Source organism: Micromonospora sp. NPDC049497, from assembly GCF_044465805.1.
Taxonomy (GTDB): domain Bacteria; phylum Actinomycetota; class Actinomycetes; order Mycobacteriales; family Micromonosporaceae; genus Micromonospora.
On sequence record NZ_JBITMC010000001.1, the window covers coordinates 532,838 to 550,710 of the forward strand.

At 71.9% G+C, this 17,873-nt stretch carries 16 protein-coding genes; 10 read left to right on the forward strand and 6 right to left on the reverse strand.

What is annotated here, in order from left to right; translation table 11 throughout:
• Window positions 1-113: 113 nt before the first annotated feature.
• The 3 genes from ACIBR0_RS02505 to ACIBR0_RS02515 all read left to right on the forward strand — a co-directional run bounded on the left by ACIBR0_RS02505 (window position 114) and on the right by ACIBR0_RS02515 (window position 3,187).
• The gene (locus ACIBR0_RS02505; protein ID WP_396712311.1) at window positions 114-1,904 is read left to right on the forward strand and encodes a 3-hydroxyacyl-CoA dehydrogenase family protein; all 1,791 of its coding nucleotides are present in this window, start codon (window positions 114-116) and stop codon (window positions 1,902-1,904) included.
• A gap of 67 nt (window positions 1,905-1,971) precedes the next feature.
• Window positions 1,972-2,298: a hypothetical protein gene (locus tag ACIBR0_RS02510; RefSeq protein ID WP_396712312.1), complete on the forward strand. Its 327-nt coding sequence runs from the start codon at window positions 1,972-1,974 to the stop codon at window positions 2,296-2,298.
• Between the two features lie 85 nt (window positions 2,299-2,383).
• The gene (locus tag ACIBR0_RS02515; protein WP_357034703.1) at window positions 2,384-3,187 is read left to right on the forward strand and encodes an alpha/beta hydrolase; all 804 of its coding nucleotides are present in this window, start codon (window positions 2,384-2,386) and stop codon (window positions 3,185-3,187) included.
• Between the two features lie 31 nt (window positions 3,188-3,218).
• Here ACIBR0_RS02515 and ACIBR0_RS02520 read toward each other — a convergent pair whose 3' ends face one another.
• The 5 genes from ACIBR0_RS02520 to mce form a co-directional block, all read right to left on the reverse strand.
• The gene (locus tag ACIBR0_RS02520) at window positions 3,219-4,253 is read right to left on the reverse strand and encodes an AI-2E family transporter (protein WP_396712452.1); all 1,035 of its coding nucleotides are present in this window, start codon (window positions 4,251-4,253) and stop codon (window positions 3,219-3,221) included.
• 210 nt (window positions 4,254-4,463) lie between these two features.
• Window positions 4,464-6,485, reverse strand: coding sequence for a hypothetical protein (locus ACIBR0_RS02525; RefSeq protein ID WP_396712314.1), 2,022 nt, complete (start codon window positions 6,483-6,485; stop codon window positions 4,464-4,466).
• Between the two features lie 177 nt (window positions 6,486-6,662).
• Window positions 6,663-7,919, reverse strand: a complete 1,257-nt coding sequence (locus ACIBR0_RS02530; RefSeq protein WP_396712316.1) for a cell division protein DivIVA — start codon at window positions 7,917-7,919, stop codon at window positions 6,663-6,665.
• Window positions 7,920-8,208: 289 nt separating this feature from the next.
• Window positions 8,209-9,564 (reverse strand): crotonyl-CoA carboxylase/reductase, encoded by a 1,356-nt coding sequence (gene ccrA / locus ACIBR0_RS02535; protein ID WP_357029168.1) that lies wholly within the window; start codon window positions 9,562-9,564, stop codon window positions 8,209-8,211.
• A 297-nt stretch (window positions 9,565-9,861) separates the two neighbouring features.
• Window positions 9,862-10,335 carry a methylmalonyl-CoA epimerase gene (gene mce / locus ACIBR0_RS02540; RefSeq protein ID WP_396712318.1) on the reverse strand — a complete coding sequence of 158 codons (474 nt, stop codon included), beginning with the start codon at window positions 10,333-10,335 and terminating at the stop codon, window positions 9,862-9,864.
• 63 nt (window positions 10,336-10,398) lie between these two features.
• Here mce and ACIBR0_RS02545 point away from each other — a divergent pair, with 63 nt between their 5' ends.
• The 3 genes from ACIBR0_RS02545 to ACIBR0_RS02555 all read left to right on the forward strand — a co-directional run bounded on the left by ACIBR0_RS02545 (window position 10,399) and on the right by ACIBR0_RS02555 (window position 13,103).
• A complete protein-coding gene (locus ACIBR0_RS02545) occupies window positions 10,399-11,592 on the forward strand; it encodes an acetyl-CoA C-acetyltransferase (RefSeq protein WP_396712319.1) in 1,194 nt (397 codons plus the stop codon).
• A gap of 2 nt (window positions 11,593-11,594) precedes the next feature.
• A complete protein-coding gene (meaB, locus tag ACIBR0_RS02550) occupies window positions 11,595-12,599 on the forward strand; it encodes a methylmalonyl Co-A mutase-associated GTPase MeaB (protein WP_396712320.1) in 1,005 nt (334 codons plus the stop codon).
• 90 nt (window positions 12,600-12,689) lie between these two features.
• Window positions 12,690-13,103, forward strand: a complete 414-nt coding sequence (locus ACIBR0_RS02555) for an Asp23/Gls24 family envelope stress response protein (RefSeq protein WP_396712321.1) — start codon at window positions 12,690-12,692, stop codon at window positions 13,101-13,103.
• A 66-nt stretch (window positions 13,104-13,169) separates the two neighbouring features.
• Here the strand turns inward: ACIBR0_RS02555 and ACIBR0_RS02560 are convergent, their stop codons facing one another.
• Window positions 13,170-13,790: a TetR family transcriptional regulator C-terminal domain-containing protein gene (locus ACIBR0_RS02560; protein ID WP_357029183.1), complete on the reverse strand. Its 621-nt coding sequence runs from the start codon at window positions 13,788-13,790 to the stop codon at window positions 13,170-13,172.
• A 106-nt stretch (window positions 13,791-13,896) separates the two neighbouring features.
• Here ACIBR0_RS02560 and ACIBR0_RS02565 point away from each other — a divergent pair, with 106 nt between their 5' ends.
• The 4 genes from ACIBR0_RS02565 to ACIBR0_RS02580 all read left to right on the forward strand — a co-directional run bounded on the left by ACIBR0_RS02565 (window position 13,897) and on the right by ACIBR0_RS02580 (window position 17,833).
• The gene (locus ACIBR0_RS02565; RefSeq protein ID WP_396712322.1) at window positions 13,897-14,610 is read left to right on the forward strand and encodes an SDR family NAD(P)-dependent oxidoreductase; all 714 of its coding nucleotides are present in this window, start codon (window positions 13,897-13,899) and stop codon (window positions 14,608-14,610) included.
• A gap of 31 nt (window positions 14,611-14,641) precedes the next feature.
• Entirely contained in the window at window positions 14,642-14,881 is a 240-nt protein-coding gene (locus tag ACIBR0_RS02570; RefSeq protein ID WP_396712323.1) for a 4-oxalocrotonate tautomerase family protein, read from the forward strand.
• Between the two features lie 119 nt (window positions 14,882-15,000).
• Window positions 15,001-16,689 (forward strand): methylmalonyl-CoA mutase family protein, encoded by a 1,689-nt coding sequence (locus ACIBR0_RS02575; protein WP_357029192.1) that lies wholly within the window; start codon window positions 15,001-15,003, stop codon window positions 16,687-16,689.
• A 214-nt stretch (window positions 16,690-16,903) separates the two neighbouring features.
• Window positions 16,904-17,833, forward strand: coding sequence for a tetratricopeptide repeat protein (locus ACIBR0_RS02580; RefSeq protein ID WP_396712324.1), 930 nt, complete (start codon window positions 16,904-16,906; stop codon window positions 17,831-17,833).
• Window positions 17,834-17,873 lie beyond the last annotated feature (40 nt).

Here is a 17,873-nt window from a genome sequence, read left to right on the forward strand (position 1 = left end):
TGAAATATCCCACGGCGTCTCGACAACCCAGCGTCACGTGGCAGACTCCGGCGCATAACCTTAGCGGCCGTTCATGTCGGCAGCGGCGGAGTCGAACCAAGGGGAGGCCGGTCGTGGCGCGCGAGTTCACCAGAGTGGGTGTGGTGGGTCTGGGCACCATGGGTGCCGGCATCGTGGAGGTCTTCGCCCGCAACGGCATCGACGTCGTGGCGGTGGAGATCTCCGAGGCGGCCCTGGAGCGCGGCCGGGTCACGATGACCGGCTCGACCGACCGGGCGGTGGCCAAGGGCAAGCTCGCCGAGGCCGACCGCGACGCCCTGCTCGCCCGGGTGGACTTCCAGGTCGGGCTGGACGCGCTGCACTCGGTGGACCTGGTGGTCGAGGCGGTCCCGGAGCACCTGGACCTGAAGCAGCGGATCTTCGCCGAGCTGGACAAGGTCTGCAAGCCCGAGACGATCCTGGCCACCAACACCTCGTCGCTGAGCGTCACCGAGATCTCCGTCGCCACCACCCGGCCGAACCAGGTGATCGGCATCCACTTCTTCAACCCCGCCCCGGTGATGAAGCTGGTCGAGGTCGTCCGCACGGTGGTCACCTCGCCCGACGTCGTCGCCGACGTGGAGGCGCTCTGCGAGCGGCTCGGCAAGGTCGACGTCACCATCAGCGACCGGGCCGGGTTCATCGCCAACGCGCTGCTCTTCGGGTACCTCAACCACGCGGTGAGCATGGTCGAGGCCCGGTACGCGACCCGCGAGGACATCGACGCCGCGATGAAGCTCGGCTGCGGCCTGCCGATGGGCCCCCTCGCGCTGATGGACCTCATCGGTCTGGACACCGCGTACGAGATCCTGGACACCATGTACCGGCGCGGCGGCCGGGACCGCCGGCACGCCCCGGTGCCGCTGATCAAGCAGATGGTGACGGCGGGCCTGCTCGGCCGGAAGTCCGGCCGCGGCTTCTACACCTACGAGCGGCCGGGCTCCCCGGTCGTCGTACCGGACGACCAGACGCCGGTGACGTCGCAGTCGGCGCTCGCCGACGGCGCGCGCGGCATCGCGAAGGTCGGCGTGGTCGGCTCCGGGACGATGGCCACGGGCATCATCGAGGTGTTCGCCAAGGCCGGGTACGAGGTCGTCTCGGTGACCCGGGGCGCGGAGAAGTCCGCCAAGGTCTTCGAGGCGGTCAAGACCTCGCTCAACAAGGGCGTGGTCCGGGGCAAGCTGAGCGAGGTCGACCGGGACGCCGCGCTGGGCCGCATCAACTGGTCCGCCACGCTGGAGCACCTGGCCGACGTCGACCTGGTGGTCGAGGCGGTGGTCGAGGAGTTGAGCGTCAAGAAGGCGCTCTTCGCCAGCCTGGACGAGATCTGCAAGCCGGGCGTCGTGCTGGCGACCACCACCTCGTCGCTGCCGGTGATCGACGTGGCGATGGCCACCCAGCGGCCGGCCGACGTGGTCGGGCTGCACTTCTTCAACCCGGCGCCGATCATGCCCCTGGTGGAGGTCGTGCAGACCATCCGCACCTCGGCGGAGACCACCGCCACCGCGAAGGCGGTCTGCGCGGCGCTGGGCAAGACCGGCGTGATCTGCGGCGACCGGTCGGGTTTCATCGTCAACGCGCTGCTCTTCCCGTACCTGAACGACGCGGTGAAGATGCTGGAGGCCAGCTACTCCACCGCCGACGACATCGACTACGCGATGAAGCTCGGCTGCGGGTACCCGATGGGTCCGTTCGAGCTGCTCGACGTCGTCGGCCTGGACGTGTCGCTGGCCATCCAGCGGGAGCTGTACCTGGAGCTGCGCGAGCCGGGCTTCGCGCCCGCGCCGCTGCTGGAGCACCTCGTCACCGCCGGCTACCTCGGCCGCAAGAGCGGCCGGGGCTTCCGGGACCACACCCGCCGCTGAGCGCACCGCCCGCCGGCCCCACCGGCCGGCGGGCCGGTCCCGCTCGCTCGGCCGTACGCTGGAAAGCGTGAGCCCCCGTCGCAACCGCCCCCGCCGCGAGGACACCGCACACCTGGACTCCGACCGGGCGCGCCAGGGTGTCGCCTCGGTGCAGCAGTGGCGCGACGGCGAGTGGCAGGTACGCGGCATCGGCGGCGGGGCGTCCACCAAGACGTACCGCTGCCCGGGGTGTGACCAGGAGATCCGCCCCGGGGTGGCGCACCTGGTGGCGTGGCCGGCCGACGGCACGGGCGACCTGACCGATCGGCGGCACTGGCACAGCGGCTGCTGGCGGGCCCGGGAGCGGCGCAGCCCGATCGTCCAGCGCGGCCGCAGCGCACCCCGGTACGGCTGAGCGGGCCGCCGCCCCGCGAGCGATCTGGATCACCGTGTTTCCGCCCCGCTGGGCGGGGCGGGCCGGCGCGCGGGAGACTGGTCCGGTGAGCACCCCCATCCGCGCCTCCTCCATCCTGCCCGGGCGGCGGGAGGACATCGAGCTGCACACCGCCGACGGTCTGAAGCTGGTCGGCGAGCTGGCCCGGCCCGTCGACCGTGAGCCGGTGGCCACGCTGGTGTGCCTGCACCCGCTGCCCACCCACGGCGGGATGATGGACAGCCACGTGTTCCGCAAGGCGGCCTGGCGGCTGCCGGCGCTGGCGGACCTGGCCGTCCTCCGGTTCAACACCCGGGGGACCAGCAGCATGCGCGGCACCAGCGAGGGTGCCTTCGACAACGCGGTGGGGGAGCGGTTCGACGTCGCCGCCGCCATCGAGTACGCGGAGTTCCACGAGCTGCCGAACATCTGGCTGCTCGGCTGGTCGTTCGGCACCGACCTGATCCTGAAGTACGGGGGCGACCCGGCGGTGACCGGGGCCATCCTGCTCTCCCCGCCGCTGCGCTACTCCACGCCGGAGGACCTCGCGCAGTGGGCGGAGGCCGGCCGGCCGGTGACCGCGCTGGTCCCGGAGTTCGACGACTACCTGCGCCCGGACGAGGCCCGGGAGCGCTTCGCGGCGGTGCCGCAGGCCGAGGTGGTCGGGGTGCCGGGGGCGAAGCACCTCTGGGTCGGTGACGCCGAGACCGTGCTGGACGAGGTGGTCCGTCGCGTCAACCCGGCCGCCTCCGTGCCGCTGCCGACCACCTGGGACGGCCCGATGGAGACCGGCGACGTCAGCGCGTACGCGGACCGCACGGTCGCCTCCTTCGCCGACCGCCCGGTGCCGGGCCCGCCCGCCGGCGGCTGACCTCCCGCGGGCCGGTGCGACCGGCCCTCGCTCACCGGGTGTCCTGCCGGGGCAGGACCACCTCGCGCAGGACGAGCTGGATGGCGGCGACCGTCGGGATGGCGATCAGCGCGCCGACGACGCCGATCAGCGACGCGCCCAGCAGCGCGGCGACCAGGGCGGCCACCTCGTTCACCTCGACCGACCGGCGCATGACCTTCGGGTAGATCAGGTAGTTCTCCACCTGCTGGTAGATCAGGAAGAACACCGCGCAGGCGATGCCGACCGGCAGGTCCGTGGCGAAGCCGACCAGGCTCACGATCACCGCGCCGAGGGTGGCTCCGATCTGCGGGATCAGATCGGTCACGGCGACGACCACGGCCAGGGCGAACGGGTACGGCAGACCGACGACCAGCGCGAACACGAAGGTGGTCGTCCCGGCCAGCAGGGCGATGGTGAGCGCGCCGACCATGTACGCGCCGACCTTGGCGAGGATCGCGTCCCCGATGAGCCGGACGCGCTCCCGACGGGAGGCGGGCACCAGCGCGTACCCCAGGTCCCGCAGCCGGTCGAAGTACACCAGGAAGTAGATGGTGAGCACGAGGACGGTCAGCGCCCGGAAGACCGTGCCGAAGACGAGCTGGGCGCCACCGAGCACACCGCCCAGCGTCCGTCCGAGGTTGTCCGCGTTCGCCGCGTTCCGCACCCGCTCCACCAGGCCGTACCTCTCGACGAGGTCGTTGACCGTGTCGTTGCGGCGCAGGGACTCGACGTAGCTGGGCAACTGGTCGACGAACTCCCCGGTCTGGGTGACGACCGGCGGCACCAGGGCGACCAGACCGCCGCAGAGCAACAGCACCACGGTCAGCGCGACGACCGCGACCGCGAGGCCGTGGGAGAGGCCCAGCACCCGCAGGCGCACCACCGCCGGGTACAGGCCCACCGCCAGGAACAGCGCGATGACCACCAGGATCAGAATGCCGGCGGCGTTGCGGAGACCCAGGAAGACGGCGTACGCGAGCAGCACGCCCAGCCCGCCGGTGAACCCGACCAGGAAACTGCTGCGCCGCAGGGGACGCCCCGGCACACCGAACCGTCCGGTGGCGCCACCCGCGGCCGGCTCCCCGGTACCGACCTCGTCGGTCGGGTCGGCCTGCCGCCGTGGGTGCGGGTCGTCCGGACCGTCGCGGTCCCGGCCGCCGGCGACCCGGGCGGGCTCGTCCTCGGGGTCGGGCGATGCCGGTCCGCCGTGCGCCACCGGTCCCTCCCCACGGGTCACGCTCCGGGTTGAGCCCGGTCAGTCCTTGTCCACCGCGACCTTGCTGGGCTTGGCGCCGCGCTCGTCGGTGGTGGGCTTGGCGGGCCGGTTGCCGTTCTCCCCGGTGCCGGCGCCGCCACCGTCGAGGGTGGTCACCGTCGTGATCGTCGCTTTCTGCTGACCCTCGTCGGCCGGCTGGACCTCCGCTGACCCTGCCTTCCCGGTGTCCCCGGACCCGGCCTTCGCGGACCCGGACTTCCCCGTGTCCCTGGACCCGGTCTTCCCGCCGTTGCCGTCCGCCGCGGACGCGCCCACCTTCGCCGTTGTCACCGGTACACCGGGGAGGACCCCCGTGCCGTCCGTGCCCGAGGAGCGCCTCCCGTCGCCGGTCAGTTCCAGCCGCAGCTCCGCCACCTGCCGCTGGAGCTCGTCGGACTCCTGGCGCGACTTCCAGGTCTCCTGACGCAGGTCGGCGAGCTCCTGCTGGGCCTGGGCGATCTCGAGCATCACCTGGGCGAGCTGCTGCCGGCCGGAGGCCGCCTCCTGCTGCGTCGCGGCGAGGTGCTGCTGGGTGGTCGCGAGGTGCTGCTGCGTGGTGGCCGCGTACTCCTCGAACTGCCGGCGCGAGGTGGCGACGTGCTCGTCGGCCTTGCGGCGCTTCTCGGCGGCCTCGGTCTCGGCCCCGGACAGCAGAGCGGCAGCCTCCTCCTCGACGCGACGGCGCATGGTCAGCGCGTCCTGCTCCGCGGCCTGGCGGATCGCGTCGGCGCCCTGCTCGATCTCGTTCTTCCGGGCGGCGTACTCGGATTCCAGCGTCTCGCGGCGGGTCTCGAACTCGGACTCCAGCTCGGCGCGGCGGGTCTCGAAGCCCGACTCCAGCTCCTGCTGCCGGGCCTTGTGCTGCTGCTCCAGCTCGACGGACCGCGACTTGTACTGCTTTTCGAGGTCGTCGCGGCGCGCGGCGAACTCCTGCTCGGCGGTCTTGCGGCGCTGGGCCAGGTCACGGTCGGCGGCCTCGCGCCGGCTGTTGACCTCCTTCTCCACGCCCGCACGCCAGGCGCCCAGCTCCTGCTGCGTCTGGGCGCGGGCGTGCTGCACGTACGCCTCGGTCTCGCTGCGCATCCGCTGGACGTACGCCTCGGTCTCCGCACGGTTGCGCTTGGCGGCCTCGGTGGCCTTCGTGGTGACCAGCTCGGCCTCCTGGCGCGCCTTGTTGCGGGTCGACCGGCCGGCCTCGGTGGCGTCGTCGATGATCTGCTTGGCCTCACGCTGCACCTTGGCATGGGTGGCCCGGCCGGCCTCGGTGGCCTGGTCCACCAGGACCTTGGCGTCCTGCTGGGCCTTCGCGTGGACCTCCTTGGCGGCCTCGCGGAGCTGCGTCGCCTCCTGCTGCGCCTTGGCGTGCGCCTCCTTGGCCGCCTCGCGGAGCCGGGTCGCCTCCTGCTGGGCCCGGTTGTGGATCTCCTTCGCGGTGTCCCGCAGGTGGGTGGCCTCCTGCTGGGCCTTGGCCAGCGCCTCCTGGGCGGCCCGGCGAAGCCGTTCGGACTCCTCCTTGGCGGCCTTCACGGCGGCGTCCGCCTCGGCCTTGCGCGCCGTGGTGTGCCGCTCCTCCTCGGCACGGCGGGCGGCCAGCGCGATCTCGAAGTCCTTGAGGGCCTTCGCGGCCTGCTCCCGCGCCTCCTCGATGATGTGCTCGGCGGCGGCCCGGCGGGCCGCGATCTCCTCGTTGGCGGAGCCGAGAATGTCCTCGGCCTGCTCCTCGGCCATCGCCAGGATCTGTTCCACCCGGGGCCCGAGGTGGCGGAACGACGCGCGGTCGACGACGCCGACCTGTTTGCGCACCTGGGCCAGGTCGCGCTGGAGCACCTCGACCTGACCGGCCAGCTTGTGGATCTGCGTGTAGGCCTGTTCCCGTTCGGCGGCCAGGGTGGCGATCTCGTGCTCCGCGCGAGCGACGTACCGGTCGACCTGTCGTTTCGCGTACCCCTTCAGAGCGGACTCGAAGCTGGGCTCCGTGGTCACGTCCCCGCCGAGAGCGAACAGTTCCTCGCCGTGCGACATGCCCCCATCCTCACACGCATCCGGCCCTCCTGGGGCGATACGGACGGCCCGGATGGGACCTACTTCACTGTTGCGTACCGCGGGCATTTCACCTGTCGGGAAACGGGTACGGCGCGGGGTGCCACCGGTTACCCGGCGTCACCCCGCGCCGTGGCGTTCATGCCCCGGCCGAGCCGGTCAGCTGGCGGTCTCCGCGGTCGCCCGCGCGTCGGCGTCGTCCTTCTTGGCCTCGGTCTTGGCCGCAGCGGGGGCCGCCGGCACACCCGGCACGATGCCGGCCAGGCCGGACAGCATCTGGCCGAGCTGGGAGGTGACGGCGTCCTTCTGGCGGGTGAGGTCGTCGACCTCGCGGCGGGCCGCCTGGGTGGTCAGCTCGGCCTCGGTGCGCGCCTCGGTGAGCAGGCGCTTCGCCTCCGCCTTCGCCTCGTTGAGGGTCTTCTCCGACAGGGCCTTGGCCTTGTCCACCGTCTCGTTGGCGGTGCGCTCGGACTCGACCCGGCGGGCCTCGGCGCGCTGCTCGATCTCCTTGGCCCGCTCCTGCGCGGCCCGGGCCCGCTGCTCGGCCTCGCCGACCAGCTTCTGGGTCTGGGCGACCTGCGCGGCGTGCCGCTCCGACTCCTCGCGCTCGGCCTTCTCGCGACGCTCGGCGAGCTGCAGCTCCAGGGCCTGGAGGTCCTTGTCACGCTTGTCCCGCGCGTCGGTGAGCAGCTTGGTGGCCTCGGCGCGCTTCTCCTCGGCCTCGCGGGCGGCCTTCGCCCGCTGCTGGGTGATCTCACGCTCGGCGGTGGCGCGCAGGGTGGCGACCTCCCGCTCGACAGTGGACTTCAGCTCGGCCACCTCGTGCGCGGTGACCGTACGCAGCTGCTTGGTCTCCCGGTCCGCGTCCGCGCGCAGGGTGTCGGCCTCGCGCCGGGCCTGGACCCGGACCTCGGCCGCCTCCCGCTCGGCGGCGGTGCGGAGGCTGCCCGCCTCCCGCTCGGCGGTGGCCTTCATGGCCGCCGCCTCGGCCCGCGCCTTGTCGGTGATCTCGCGCGCCTCCAGGCGCGCGGCGGACAGGATGCCCTCCGACTCGCGCTTGGCCTCGTTGCGGTGGTCGTTGGCCTGCTCCTCGGCGAGCCGGAGGATCTGCTCGACGCGGGTGCCGAGGCCCGAGAGGGTGGGCCGGCTGTTCTCCTCGAGCTGCTTGTTGGTGTCCGTGAGCTTCTGCTCCAGGGCACTCATCCGCTGCTCGGCCTGGCGGAGCCGGCGCTGGGCGTCGTTCATCCGCTGCTCGGCGTCGGCGCGGTCCTTGGTCGCCTGGGCGAGCGCGCCGTTGAGGCGACCGATGAAGTCATCGACCTGACCGACGTTGTATCCGCGCAGGCCAACGGTGAAATCGGGCTGCGAGTTCGCGTTATCGAAGAACGCAAGAGGGGAGGACTGCTGCTGGGGCATTGGAACATACTGGCAGACGCCCCAGGGTGCTCCGCAAGAGCGTCCCGGAGCTTTCCCGTCCTCTTTACATGGTCAACTGGGCGCCGTCCCGTGCACCGGACCAAACGGCGATCTTGGCAGGTCCCGGACGCCGGGGAGGCCACGCAGCGTGACACGGAAAAGGGCCGCGGGGAGTACCCGCGACCCTTTGTTCCGCCCTGGCCGTTATCACTGGAATGCGCGTCGCGCACTCCGAGTGGAAAGGCAATCGCCGTTCACCGCAATGGGCATCGACGCATCAGCCGTCGGGTCAGTGTCCCCGGAACCGGTTGATCGCCGTCTCGTGCCGCGCGCGCAGCTCCGCGTCGCGTACCCCGAGCCCGTCGGTCGGGGCGAGGCAGCGGACGCCGACCTTGCCCTGGTGGGCGTTGCGGTGCACCTCGTACGCGGCCTGGCCGGTCTGCTCCAGCGCGTACGTCTTCGACACCGTCGGGTGGATCTTGCCGAGCGCCACCAGGCGGTTGGCCTCCCACGCCTCACGGTAGTTGGCGAAGTGGCTGCCGATGATCCGCTTGAGGTGCATCCAGAGGTAGCGGTTGTCGTACTGGTGCAGGTAGCCGCTGGTGGAGGCGCAGGTGACGATGGTGCCGCCCTTCTTGGCGACGTAGACGCTGGCGCCGAAGGTCTCCCGGCCCGGGTGCTCGAAGACGATGTCCGGGTCCTCGCCACCGGTCAGCTGCCGGATCCGCTCGCCGAAGCGCCGCCACTCGTCCTGGTCCTGGGTCTGCTCGTCCTTCCAGAACCGGAAGCCCTCGGCGGTGCGGTCGATGACCAGCTCGGCGCCCATCTTCCGGCACAGCTCGGCCTTCTCCGGCGAGGAGACCACGCAGACCGGGATCGCGCCGCCGTTCAGGGCCATCTGGGTGGCGTAGCCGCCCAGGCCGCCGGAGGCGCCCCAGATGAGGACCACGTCGCCCTGCTTCATGTTGGCCCCGTGGTGCGAGACGAGCTGCCGGTACGCGGTGGAGTTCACCAGGCCGGGGCTCGCCGCCTCCTCCCAGCTCAGGTGGGCCGGCTTCGGCATCAGCTGGTTGGCCTTGACCACGCACAGCTCGGCGAGCCCGCCGAAGTTGGTCTCGAAGCCCCAGATCCGCTGCTGCGGGTCGAGCATCGTGTCGTCGTGCCCGGCGGCGTCCTCCAGTTCCACCGACAGGCAGTGCGCGACCACCTCGTCGCCGGCCTTCCACTTCGTCACCCCCGGGCCGGTCCGCAGCACCACGCCGGCCGCGTCCGAGCCGACCACGTGGTACGGCAGATCGTGCCGGCGGGTCAGCTCGGAGAGCCGGCCGTAGCGCTGGAGGAACTTGAAGGTGGACACCGGCTCGAAGATGCTGGTCCAGACGGTGTTGTAGTTGACGGCGCTGGCCATCACCGCGACGAGGGCCTCACCGGGAGCGAGCTCGGGGGTCGGCACCTCCTGCACGTGCAGCGCCTTGCGGGGGTCCTTGTCACGGGTGGCCATGCCGTCGAACATGCGCGTCTCCTCCGCGCGCACCACCACGCCGCGGTAGGACTCCGGTACCGGAAGCGAGGCGAGACCGGCCAGTTCCCGCTCCGGCCGGTCGGAGCCCTCCGCCGCCATGATCGCTTCGAGGATGTCCTGCACGTCGACCTCCCGTTCGTCCGCACCCGCGCGTCGCGGGCATGGCTCCTGCCATCGTCGGCGCCGGTGCGGCCGCTCACCATGTCGGCGTCCGACACATCGGGCACCGGCCGCGCTGCTGTGGGGCCGGACGTTACTGAACGGTAGCTAGGGCCGGAAGCCCTCTGTGAAAAACTGCATCGACTGATGCGTGAAGCTGACCGGCTGGACGGCGTACCGCGCAGGGGCGTGCTCGCCGGCCGGTTGCGAAGGGCCCCCTGCCTCCGCCGGAGGCGGTGAAGCGGGGGGCCCTTCCCGCACCTAGTGGTCGGCGGCCGGTTCGACCAGTTCGACGAGGACGCCGCCGGCGTCCTTCGGGTGCACGAAGTTGATCCGGGAGTTCGCCGTGCCGCGCTTCGGAGTCTCGTAGAGCAGCCGGACGCCGCGCTCGCGCAGCGCCGCGCAGGCCGCGTCGATGTCGACCACGGTGTACGCCACCTGCTGCACGCCCGGGCCGTTGCGATCCAGGAACTTCGCGATCGTCGACTCGGGCGTGAGCGGGGCCAGCAGCTGCACGCAGCCGCCCTCGGCGGTCGGGCCGACGGCCAGCATCGCCTCGCGTACGCCCTGTTCGGTGTTGGTCTCCTCGTGGACGCAGCGCATGCCGAACGTCCGCTGGTAGAAGTCGATCGCGGCGTCGAGGTCGGCGACGGCGACCCCGACGTGGTCGATGCGCCGCAGCCCGATGTCTGTGACGTAGTCCGCAGCGGGCTCGACGGGGGAGTTCTCAGCCATGGCGCTAGTCTGACCGAACAATCGTTAAGGCGTACAGGTCGGCACCCCCCCTCGGAGGCAGGCATGGCTTCGGTGATCGTCAGCGGCGCGCGGACCCCGATGGGGCGGCTGCTGGGCAACCTCAAGGACCTCCCCGCGACCAAGCTCGGTGGCGTGGCGATCAAGGCGGCGCTGGAGCGCGCCGGGATCGCCCCCGATCAGGTGCAGTACGTGATCATGGGTCAGGTTCTCCAGGCCGGCGCGGGACAGATCCCGGCCCGCCAGGCGGCCGTCGAGGCGGGCGTCCCGATGTCCGTGCCGGCGCTGACCATCAACAAGGTCTGCCTCTCCGGGCTGGACGCGATCGCCCTGGCGGACCAGCTCATCCGCGCCGGCGAGTTCGACATCGTCGTCGCCGGCGGCATGGAGTCGATGACCAACGCCCCGCACCTGCTCATGGGCCAGCGCTCCGGCTACAAGTACGGCGACGTGGTGGTCAAGGACCACATGGCGCTGGACGGCCTCTCCGACGCCTGGGACTGCTGCTCGATGGGCGAGTCGACCGAGCGCCACGGCACCACCAAGGGCATCAGCCGCGAGGAGCAGGACGCCTTCGCCGCGGCCAGCCACCAGCGCGCCGCCGCCGCCCAGAAGAACGGCCACTTCGCCGACGAGATCGCCCCGGTGATCATCCCGCAGCGCAAGGGTGACCCGCTGGTGATCAGCGAGGACGAGGGCATCCGTCCGGACACCACCGCCGAGTCGCTCGGGAAGCTGCGCCCGGCGTTCGCCAAGGACGGCACGATCACCGCCGGCAGCTCCTCGCCGATCTCCGACGGCGCCGCCGCCGTGGTCGTCATGAGCAAGGCGAAGGCCCGGGAGCTGGGGCTGACCTGGCTGGCGGAGATCGGCGCGCACGGCAACGTCGCCGGCCCGGACAACTCGCTGCACTCGCAGCCGTCCAACGCCATCCAGCACGCGCTGAAGAAGGGCGGGCTGAGCGTCTCCGACCTCGACCTGATCGAGATCAACGAGGCGTTCGCCCAGGTCGGCATCCAGTCCACCCGCGACCTCGGCATCAGCCCCGACAAGGTGAACGTCAACGGTGGCGCGATCGCGCTGGGTCACCCCATCGGCATGTCCGGCGCGCGGCTGGTGCTGACCCTGGCACTGGAGCTGAAGCGGCGCGGCGGCGGCACCGGCGCGGCGGCCCTCTGCGGCGGCGGTGGCCAGGGCGACGCGCTCATCATCCACGTGCCGGCGGGCGGCGAGAGCTGACCGTGGGCGACACCGTCGAGAGCGTGCCGGCTGCGGCCACCATTCCGGTGCGCCGCAGCCGGGACGTACCCCTGCTGGTCGAGCGGGCCCGCGCGGGTGACCCCCGCGCGGTGGCCCGGCTGATCACCCTGGTGGAGTCCGGCGACGAGACGCTGCCGCGGATCGCCGCGGCGCTCGCGCCGTACGCCGGTCAGGCCCAGGTGGTCGGTCTGACCGGCTCGCCGGGCGTGGGCAAGTCGACCACCACGAACGAGCTGGTACGGGCGCTGCGGGCGCGCGGGCACCGGGTGGGCGTGCTGGCGATCGACCCGTCCAGCCCGTTCACCGGTGGGGCGATCCTCGGCGACCGGGTGCGGATGCAGGACCACGCGACGGATCCCGGCGTCTACATCCGCTCGATGTCCAGCCGGGGCCACCTCGGCGGGCTCTCCGCCGCGACGCCCCAGGCGGTGCGGGTGCTGGAGGGCGCCGGCTGCGACGTGGTGCTGGTGGAGACCGTCGGCGTGGGGCAGGCCGAGGTCGAGGTGGCCTCGCTGGCCGACACCACGCTGGTGCTGCTCGCGCCCGGGATGGGCGACGCGATCCAGGCGGTGAAGGCCGGCATCCTGGAGATCGCCGACGTCTTCGTGGTCAACAAGGCCGACCGGGACGGCGCCGACGCCACCGTGCGCGACATCCAGGGCATGATCGCCCTGGGTGAGCGCGGCCCCGGGCAGTGGCGGCCGCAGGTCGTGCGTGCGATCGCCGCGCGCGGCGAGGGCATCGACGACATCGCCGCCGCCATCGACAAGCACCGCGGCTGGCTGGTCGAGCACGGCGAGCTGCGCCGCCGGCAGGAGGCGCGGGCCGCCGCGGAGGTCGAGGCGATCGCGCTGGGCGCGCTCCGCGCCCGGATCGGTTCGCTCCGCGACGGTACGGAGCTGCCGGCGCTCGCCGCGAAGGTGGCCGAGGGCTCCCTCGACCCGTACGCCGCCGCCGACGAGCTGCTGTCCCAGATCGCGTCCTGACCGCACCGACCCGTCCACTGGGGACCCTGTCCGGCTAGTACGCTCGCCTCGCCCACGGACCCGTGGGGCGCGACGACGGTGTGGGGAGACATGGGCGACGAGGCGACGCGGGAGCTGTCGGTGACACCGGACGCGGTGGCGGGCGGGACTACCCAGGTCTCCGACGAGGTGGTCGAGAAGATCGCGGTGGCCGCCGCAAGGTCGGTGCCCGGGGTCGCCGAGCTGGGCGGTGACGTCGCCCGGTTCTTCAACGCCGTGCTGGACCGGGTCGGCCTGGACCAGGTCGGCGACGCCCGGCGCGGCTGCTCGGCGAACGTCACCAACGGTGCGGCGGTGGTCAACCTGGTGCTGGTGATCGAGGCCGGTCACCCGGTGCCGCAGGTGACCGATGGGGTGCGGGCCGCGGTGACGGCGGCGGTCGAGTCGTACGGGCTGCGGGCCACCGAGATCAATATCCGGGTGGACGACGTGGCGCTGGGCGATCCGCCGCTGCCATCGGCCTGAGGCTGCCCGCGGCGGCCGGTCCGGACCGCCCGGGTCCACCGGCCGGTCCGCGCGAACGGGCGCCGCTCAGCCCAGCGAGGCCCGGATCTGCGGCGGCACCTGGAGCAGGTCCAGGCTGTTGCGCCACAGCGTCTCGAGCTGGGCCGGGTCGTTGAGCAACTTGGCCAGCAGCGCGCGCCCCTCGATCTGGGCGACCATCGACCGCGCGGCTTCGTGGGCGTCGACCGCCGGGCCGGCCTGGCCCTGGTCCTTCGCCTCGACCACCACCCGCTCGATGAGGTCGATCTGGGCCTCGAAGATCTCCTGTAGCCGGCCACGGATCTCCTCGGCCTGGTTGCTCAGCTCCAGCGCGAGGTTGCCGAACAGGCAGCCGACGACCAGGCCGCCCTTGCGCTGCCCGGCACGCTGCACCTCCTCGGTGGCCTCGAACAGGTCCCGCAGGCGCCGCAGCGGGTCGCGGTCGCTGCTGAGCAGCTCGACCCACCTCCGCCGCTGGCTCGCCCAGTGGTCGTCGATCACGGTGAGCGCGAGAGCCTGTTTGGAGTCGAAGAAGTAGTAGAAGCTGCCCTTCGGCACGCCCGCCGTGGTGCAGATCTCCGCCACGCCCAGCGCGGAATAGCCGCGCTGCTCCAGCAGCATCGCGGCCGCGCCGAGGATCTTGTTCCGCGCGTCACTTGTCCGTCCCATGGCTTTGACGATACACGACCGGTCGGCTAGCTTTTTGTCGACCAGTCGTCTACTGGCCATCCGGGTCGGCGCCAACAAGAGCTCCGGCCAGTCAGGAAGAGGAATCATGAGCAGTCAGGGACAGAAGGTCGCAGTGATCACCGGTGCTTCTCAGGGCATCGGCGCCGGCCTCGTGGACGCGTACCGCAAGCTCGGGTACGGGGTCGTGGCGACCTCGCGCTCGATCGGCGCCGCCAACGATCCGGAGATCGTCACCGTCCAGGGCGACATCGCCGACGCCGACACCGCGGAGCGGGTGATGGGCGCTGCCCTTGAGCGCTTCGGCCGTATCGACACGGTGGTCAACAACGCGGGCGTCTTCCTCGCCAAGCCGTTCACCGACTACACCGACGAGGACTACGCCCTGGCCACCGGGGTCAACCTCAGCGGCTTCTTCCAGCTCACCCGGCGCGCCCTGCCGCACCTGCTGGCCACCGGCGCAGGACACATCGTCACCATCACGACCGCCCTCGTGGACCAGCCCAACTCCAACGTCCCGTCCGTGCTCGCGTCGCTGACCAAGGGCGGCCTCAACTCCGCAACCAAGTCCCTGGCCATCGAGTACGCGAGCCGGGGCGTCCGGGTCAACGCCGTCGCGCCGGGCGTCATCAAGACCCCGATGCACCCGGTCGAGGCCCACGAGACCCTCGCCGGCCTGCACCCGGTCGGTCGGATGGGTGAGACCAGCGACATCGTCGACGCCGTCGTCTACCTCGAGTCCGCACCCTTCGTCACCGGCGAGATCCTGCACGTCGACGGCGGCCAGAACGCCGGTCACTGACCCCTCCGCAAGCCGTAGAAGGAGCACCACGATGCCGATCGTCACCATCCAGATCACCCGCGAGGGCAACACGCCCGGTGCCTCCGCGGCGACCGCCGAGGAGAAGGCGGCCCTCATCAAGGGGGTGAGCCAGCTGCTGCTCGATGTCCTGAACAAGCCGCTGTCCTCCACCTTCGTGGTGATCGACGAGGTCGACACCGAGAACTGGGGACGGGGCGGCCTGCCGGTGGAGGAGTTCCGGCGACTGCAGGGCCCGGGTTCGCCCCAGTAGCCGCTCGAGGCGCGTACCGGTCGGTGACGTTACCGACCGGTACGAACATCCTTAGCGATCGTTCAGGTCGGGGCTCTACACTCGGGGTGCAGTCGAGGACTCGAGGAGGAGCCCCGCGGATGAACGCCGACGAGATCGCCGCCGGACGGGCGCGCTGGCAGGCCCGGTACGACGCCGCACGCAAGCGGGACGCCGACTTCACCACCCTGTCCGGGATGAGCGTCGACCCGGTCTACGGCCCGCCCGAGGGGACGGCCTACCCGGGCTTCGAGCGAATCGGGTGGCCGGGCGAGTACCCGTACACCCGGGGTCTGCACCCGACCGGGTACCGCGGGCGGACCTGGACGATCCGGCAGTTCGCCGGCTTCGGCAACGCCCGGCAGACCAACGAGCGCTACAAGATGATCCTCGGCGCCGGTGGTGGCGGGCTCTCGGTCGCGTTCGACATGCCCACCCTGATGGGCCGCGACTCCGACGACCCGCAGGCGCTCGGCGAGGTCGGCCACTGTGGCGTCGCCATCGACACCGCCACCGACATGGAGGCGCTCTTCGACGGCATCGACCTGGCCGGCGTCACCACCTCGATGACCATCTCCGGCCCGGCCGTGCCGGTCTTCTGCATGTACCTGGTCGCCGCCGAGCGACAGGGCGCCGATCTGTCCAAGCTGGACGGCACGCTGCAGACCGACATCTTCAAGGAGTACATCGCGCAGAAGGAGTGGCTCTTCGACCCGGAGCCGCACCTGCGCCTCATCGGCGACCTGATGGAGTACTGCGCCCGGGAGATCCCGCGCTACAAGCCGCTCTCCGTCTCCGGCTACCACATCCGGGAGGCCGGCTCGACCGCCGCGCAGGAGTTGGCGTACACCCTGGCCGACGGCTTCGGGTACGTCGAGCTGGGGCTCTCGCGCGGGCTGGACGTCAACGTGTTCGCCCCGGGCCTGAGCTTCTTCTTCGACTCGCACGTCGACTTCTTCGAGGAGATCGCGAAGTTCCGTGCGGCCCGCCGGATCTGGGCCCGCTGGCTGCGCGACGTCTACGGCGCCACCAGCGAGAAGGCGCTCTGGCTGCGGTTCCACACGCAGACCGCCGGCGTCTCGCTGACCGCTCAGCAGCCGGTCAACAACGTGGTGCGGACGGCGGTGGAGGCCCTCGCGGCGGTGCTCGGCGGGACGAACTCGCTGCACACCAACGCCCTGGACGAGACCCTGGCCCTGCCCACCGACGAGTCCGCCGAGATCGCCCTGCGTACGCAGCAGGTGCTGATGGAGGAGACCGGCGTGGTCAACGTGGCCGACCCGCTGGGCGGCTCCTGGTACGTCGAGGCGCTGACCGACAAGATCGAGGCCGAGGCGGAGGAGATCTTCGCCCGGATCCGCCAGCTCGGCGGCGAGGGCCCGCACCAGATCGGCCCGATGACCTCCGGCATCCTGCGCGGCATCGAGGACGGCTGGTTCACCGGCCACATCGCCGAGTCGGCCTTCGTCTACCAGCAGGCGCTGGAGAAGGGCGACAAGAAGATCGTCGGTGTCAACTGCCACACCGGCACGGTCGCCAAGGACCTCGAGATCCTGCGCATCTCGCACGAGGTCGAGCTGGAGCAGCGCCGGGTGCTCGCCGAGCGCAAGACCGCCCGCGACGAGGCGGCGGTCCAGGCCGCCGTCGCGCGGATGGTCGAGGTGAGCCGCACCGACGGCAACATGATCCCGGCCATGCTGGACGCGGTCCGCGCCGAGGCCACCCTCGGCGAGATCTGCGACGCCCTCCGCACCGAATGGGGCATCTACCGCGAGCCCGCCCGCTTCTAACCCCCCCCGGGCCCTCACCCCACCCCGCCCCCGCGATCTTGCATTTTCTGCCCCGGCGAATGCCGCATTCCGTGCGTGTCGGCGACCCGAAGTGCATGATCGCGGGAGTGGTGGGGTGGGGCGTGGGCAGGGTGGGTGAGCAGGGGTGAGAACCGCAACTGTCGCCGTCGCGGTTGATCGGAGATCCGCGCGACGCGTGCGAGACTAGATAACCATGAGCGACCCACGGATCACCTCGTCGATCTTCACCCGCGGCGCGGTCGACCTCAGCGCGCTGCGCACCCCCGCACCGGCCCCCTCCCGCCCCGCCGCCCCCGCGCAGCCCGGCCCGTCCGCCGACTCGTCGGCCGGTTTCCCGGGTGCCGCCGGCGGCGGCGTCACCGCCATCGACGTGACCGAGGCGACCCTCCAGTCCGAGGTGCTCGAACGGTCCCTGGATAAGCCCGTCCTGGTCTTCTTCGGTGCCGCGGGCTATCCGGAGAGCGACCAGTTCGCGCCGTTGCTGGAGCAGTTGGCGGTCGAGGGGGACGGTGCCTGGGTCCTGGCCCGGGTCGACGTTCAGCAGCAGCCGCGGATCGCCCAGATGTTCCGGGTGCAGGGCATCCCGATGGTCTACGCCGTCGTCGGCGGCCAGCCGATCGACGCCTTCTCCGGGGTCGTCCCCGAGGCTCAGCTACGGCAGTGGATCTCCGCGGTGCTCAAGGCCGGCGGTGTGTCCGTCGCCGAGGCGGTCGACCCGCGCCTCGACGAGGCCGACGACGCCCTGATGAGCGGCGACCTGGACGAGGCCGAGCGCGCGTACCGGAAGATCCTGGCCGAGACCCCCGGGGACGCCGCGGCGGAGGCGGGCCTCGCCCAGGTCGGGCTGGCCCGCCGGGTCGCCGGAGCCGACCCCCGGGCCGCGCTCGCCGCCGCGGAGGCCGCCCCCGACGACGTCGAGGCGCAGCTCCTGGCCGCCGACATCGAGGTGCTGAGCGGGATGGCCGAGCAGGCCTACCAGCGTCTGGTCGGCCTGGTCCGCCGCACCTTCGGTGACGACCGGGAGAAGGTACGCCAGCACCTGGTCGGCCTCTTCACCGTCGCCGGCCCGGACGACCCGGCCGTGGCCTCGGCGCGGCGGGCCCTGGCCAGCGCCCTGTTCTGAGCATCTGACACGCCAGCGCGGGCCGGCGTTCCGGCCGGCC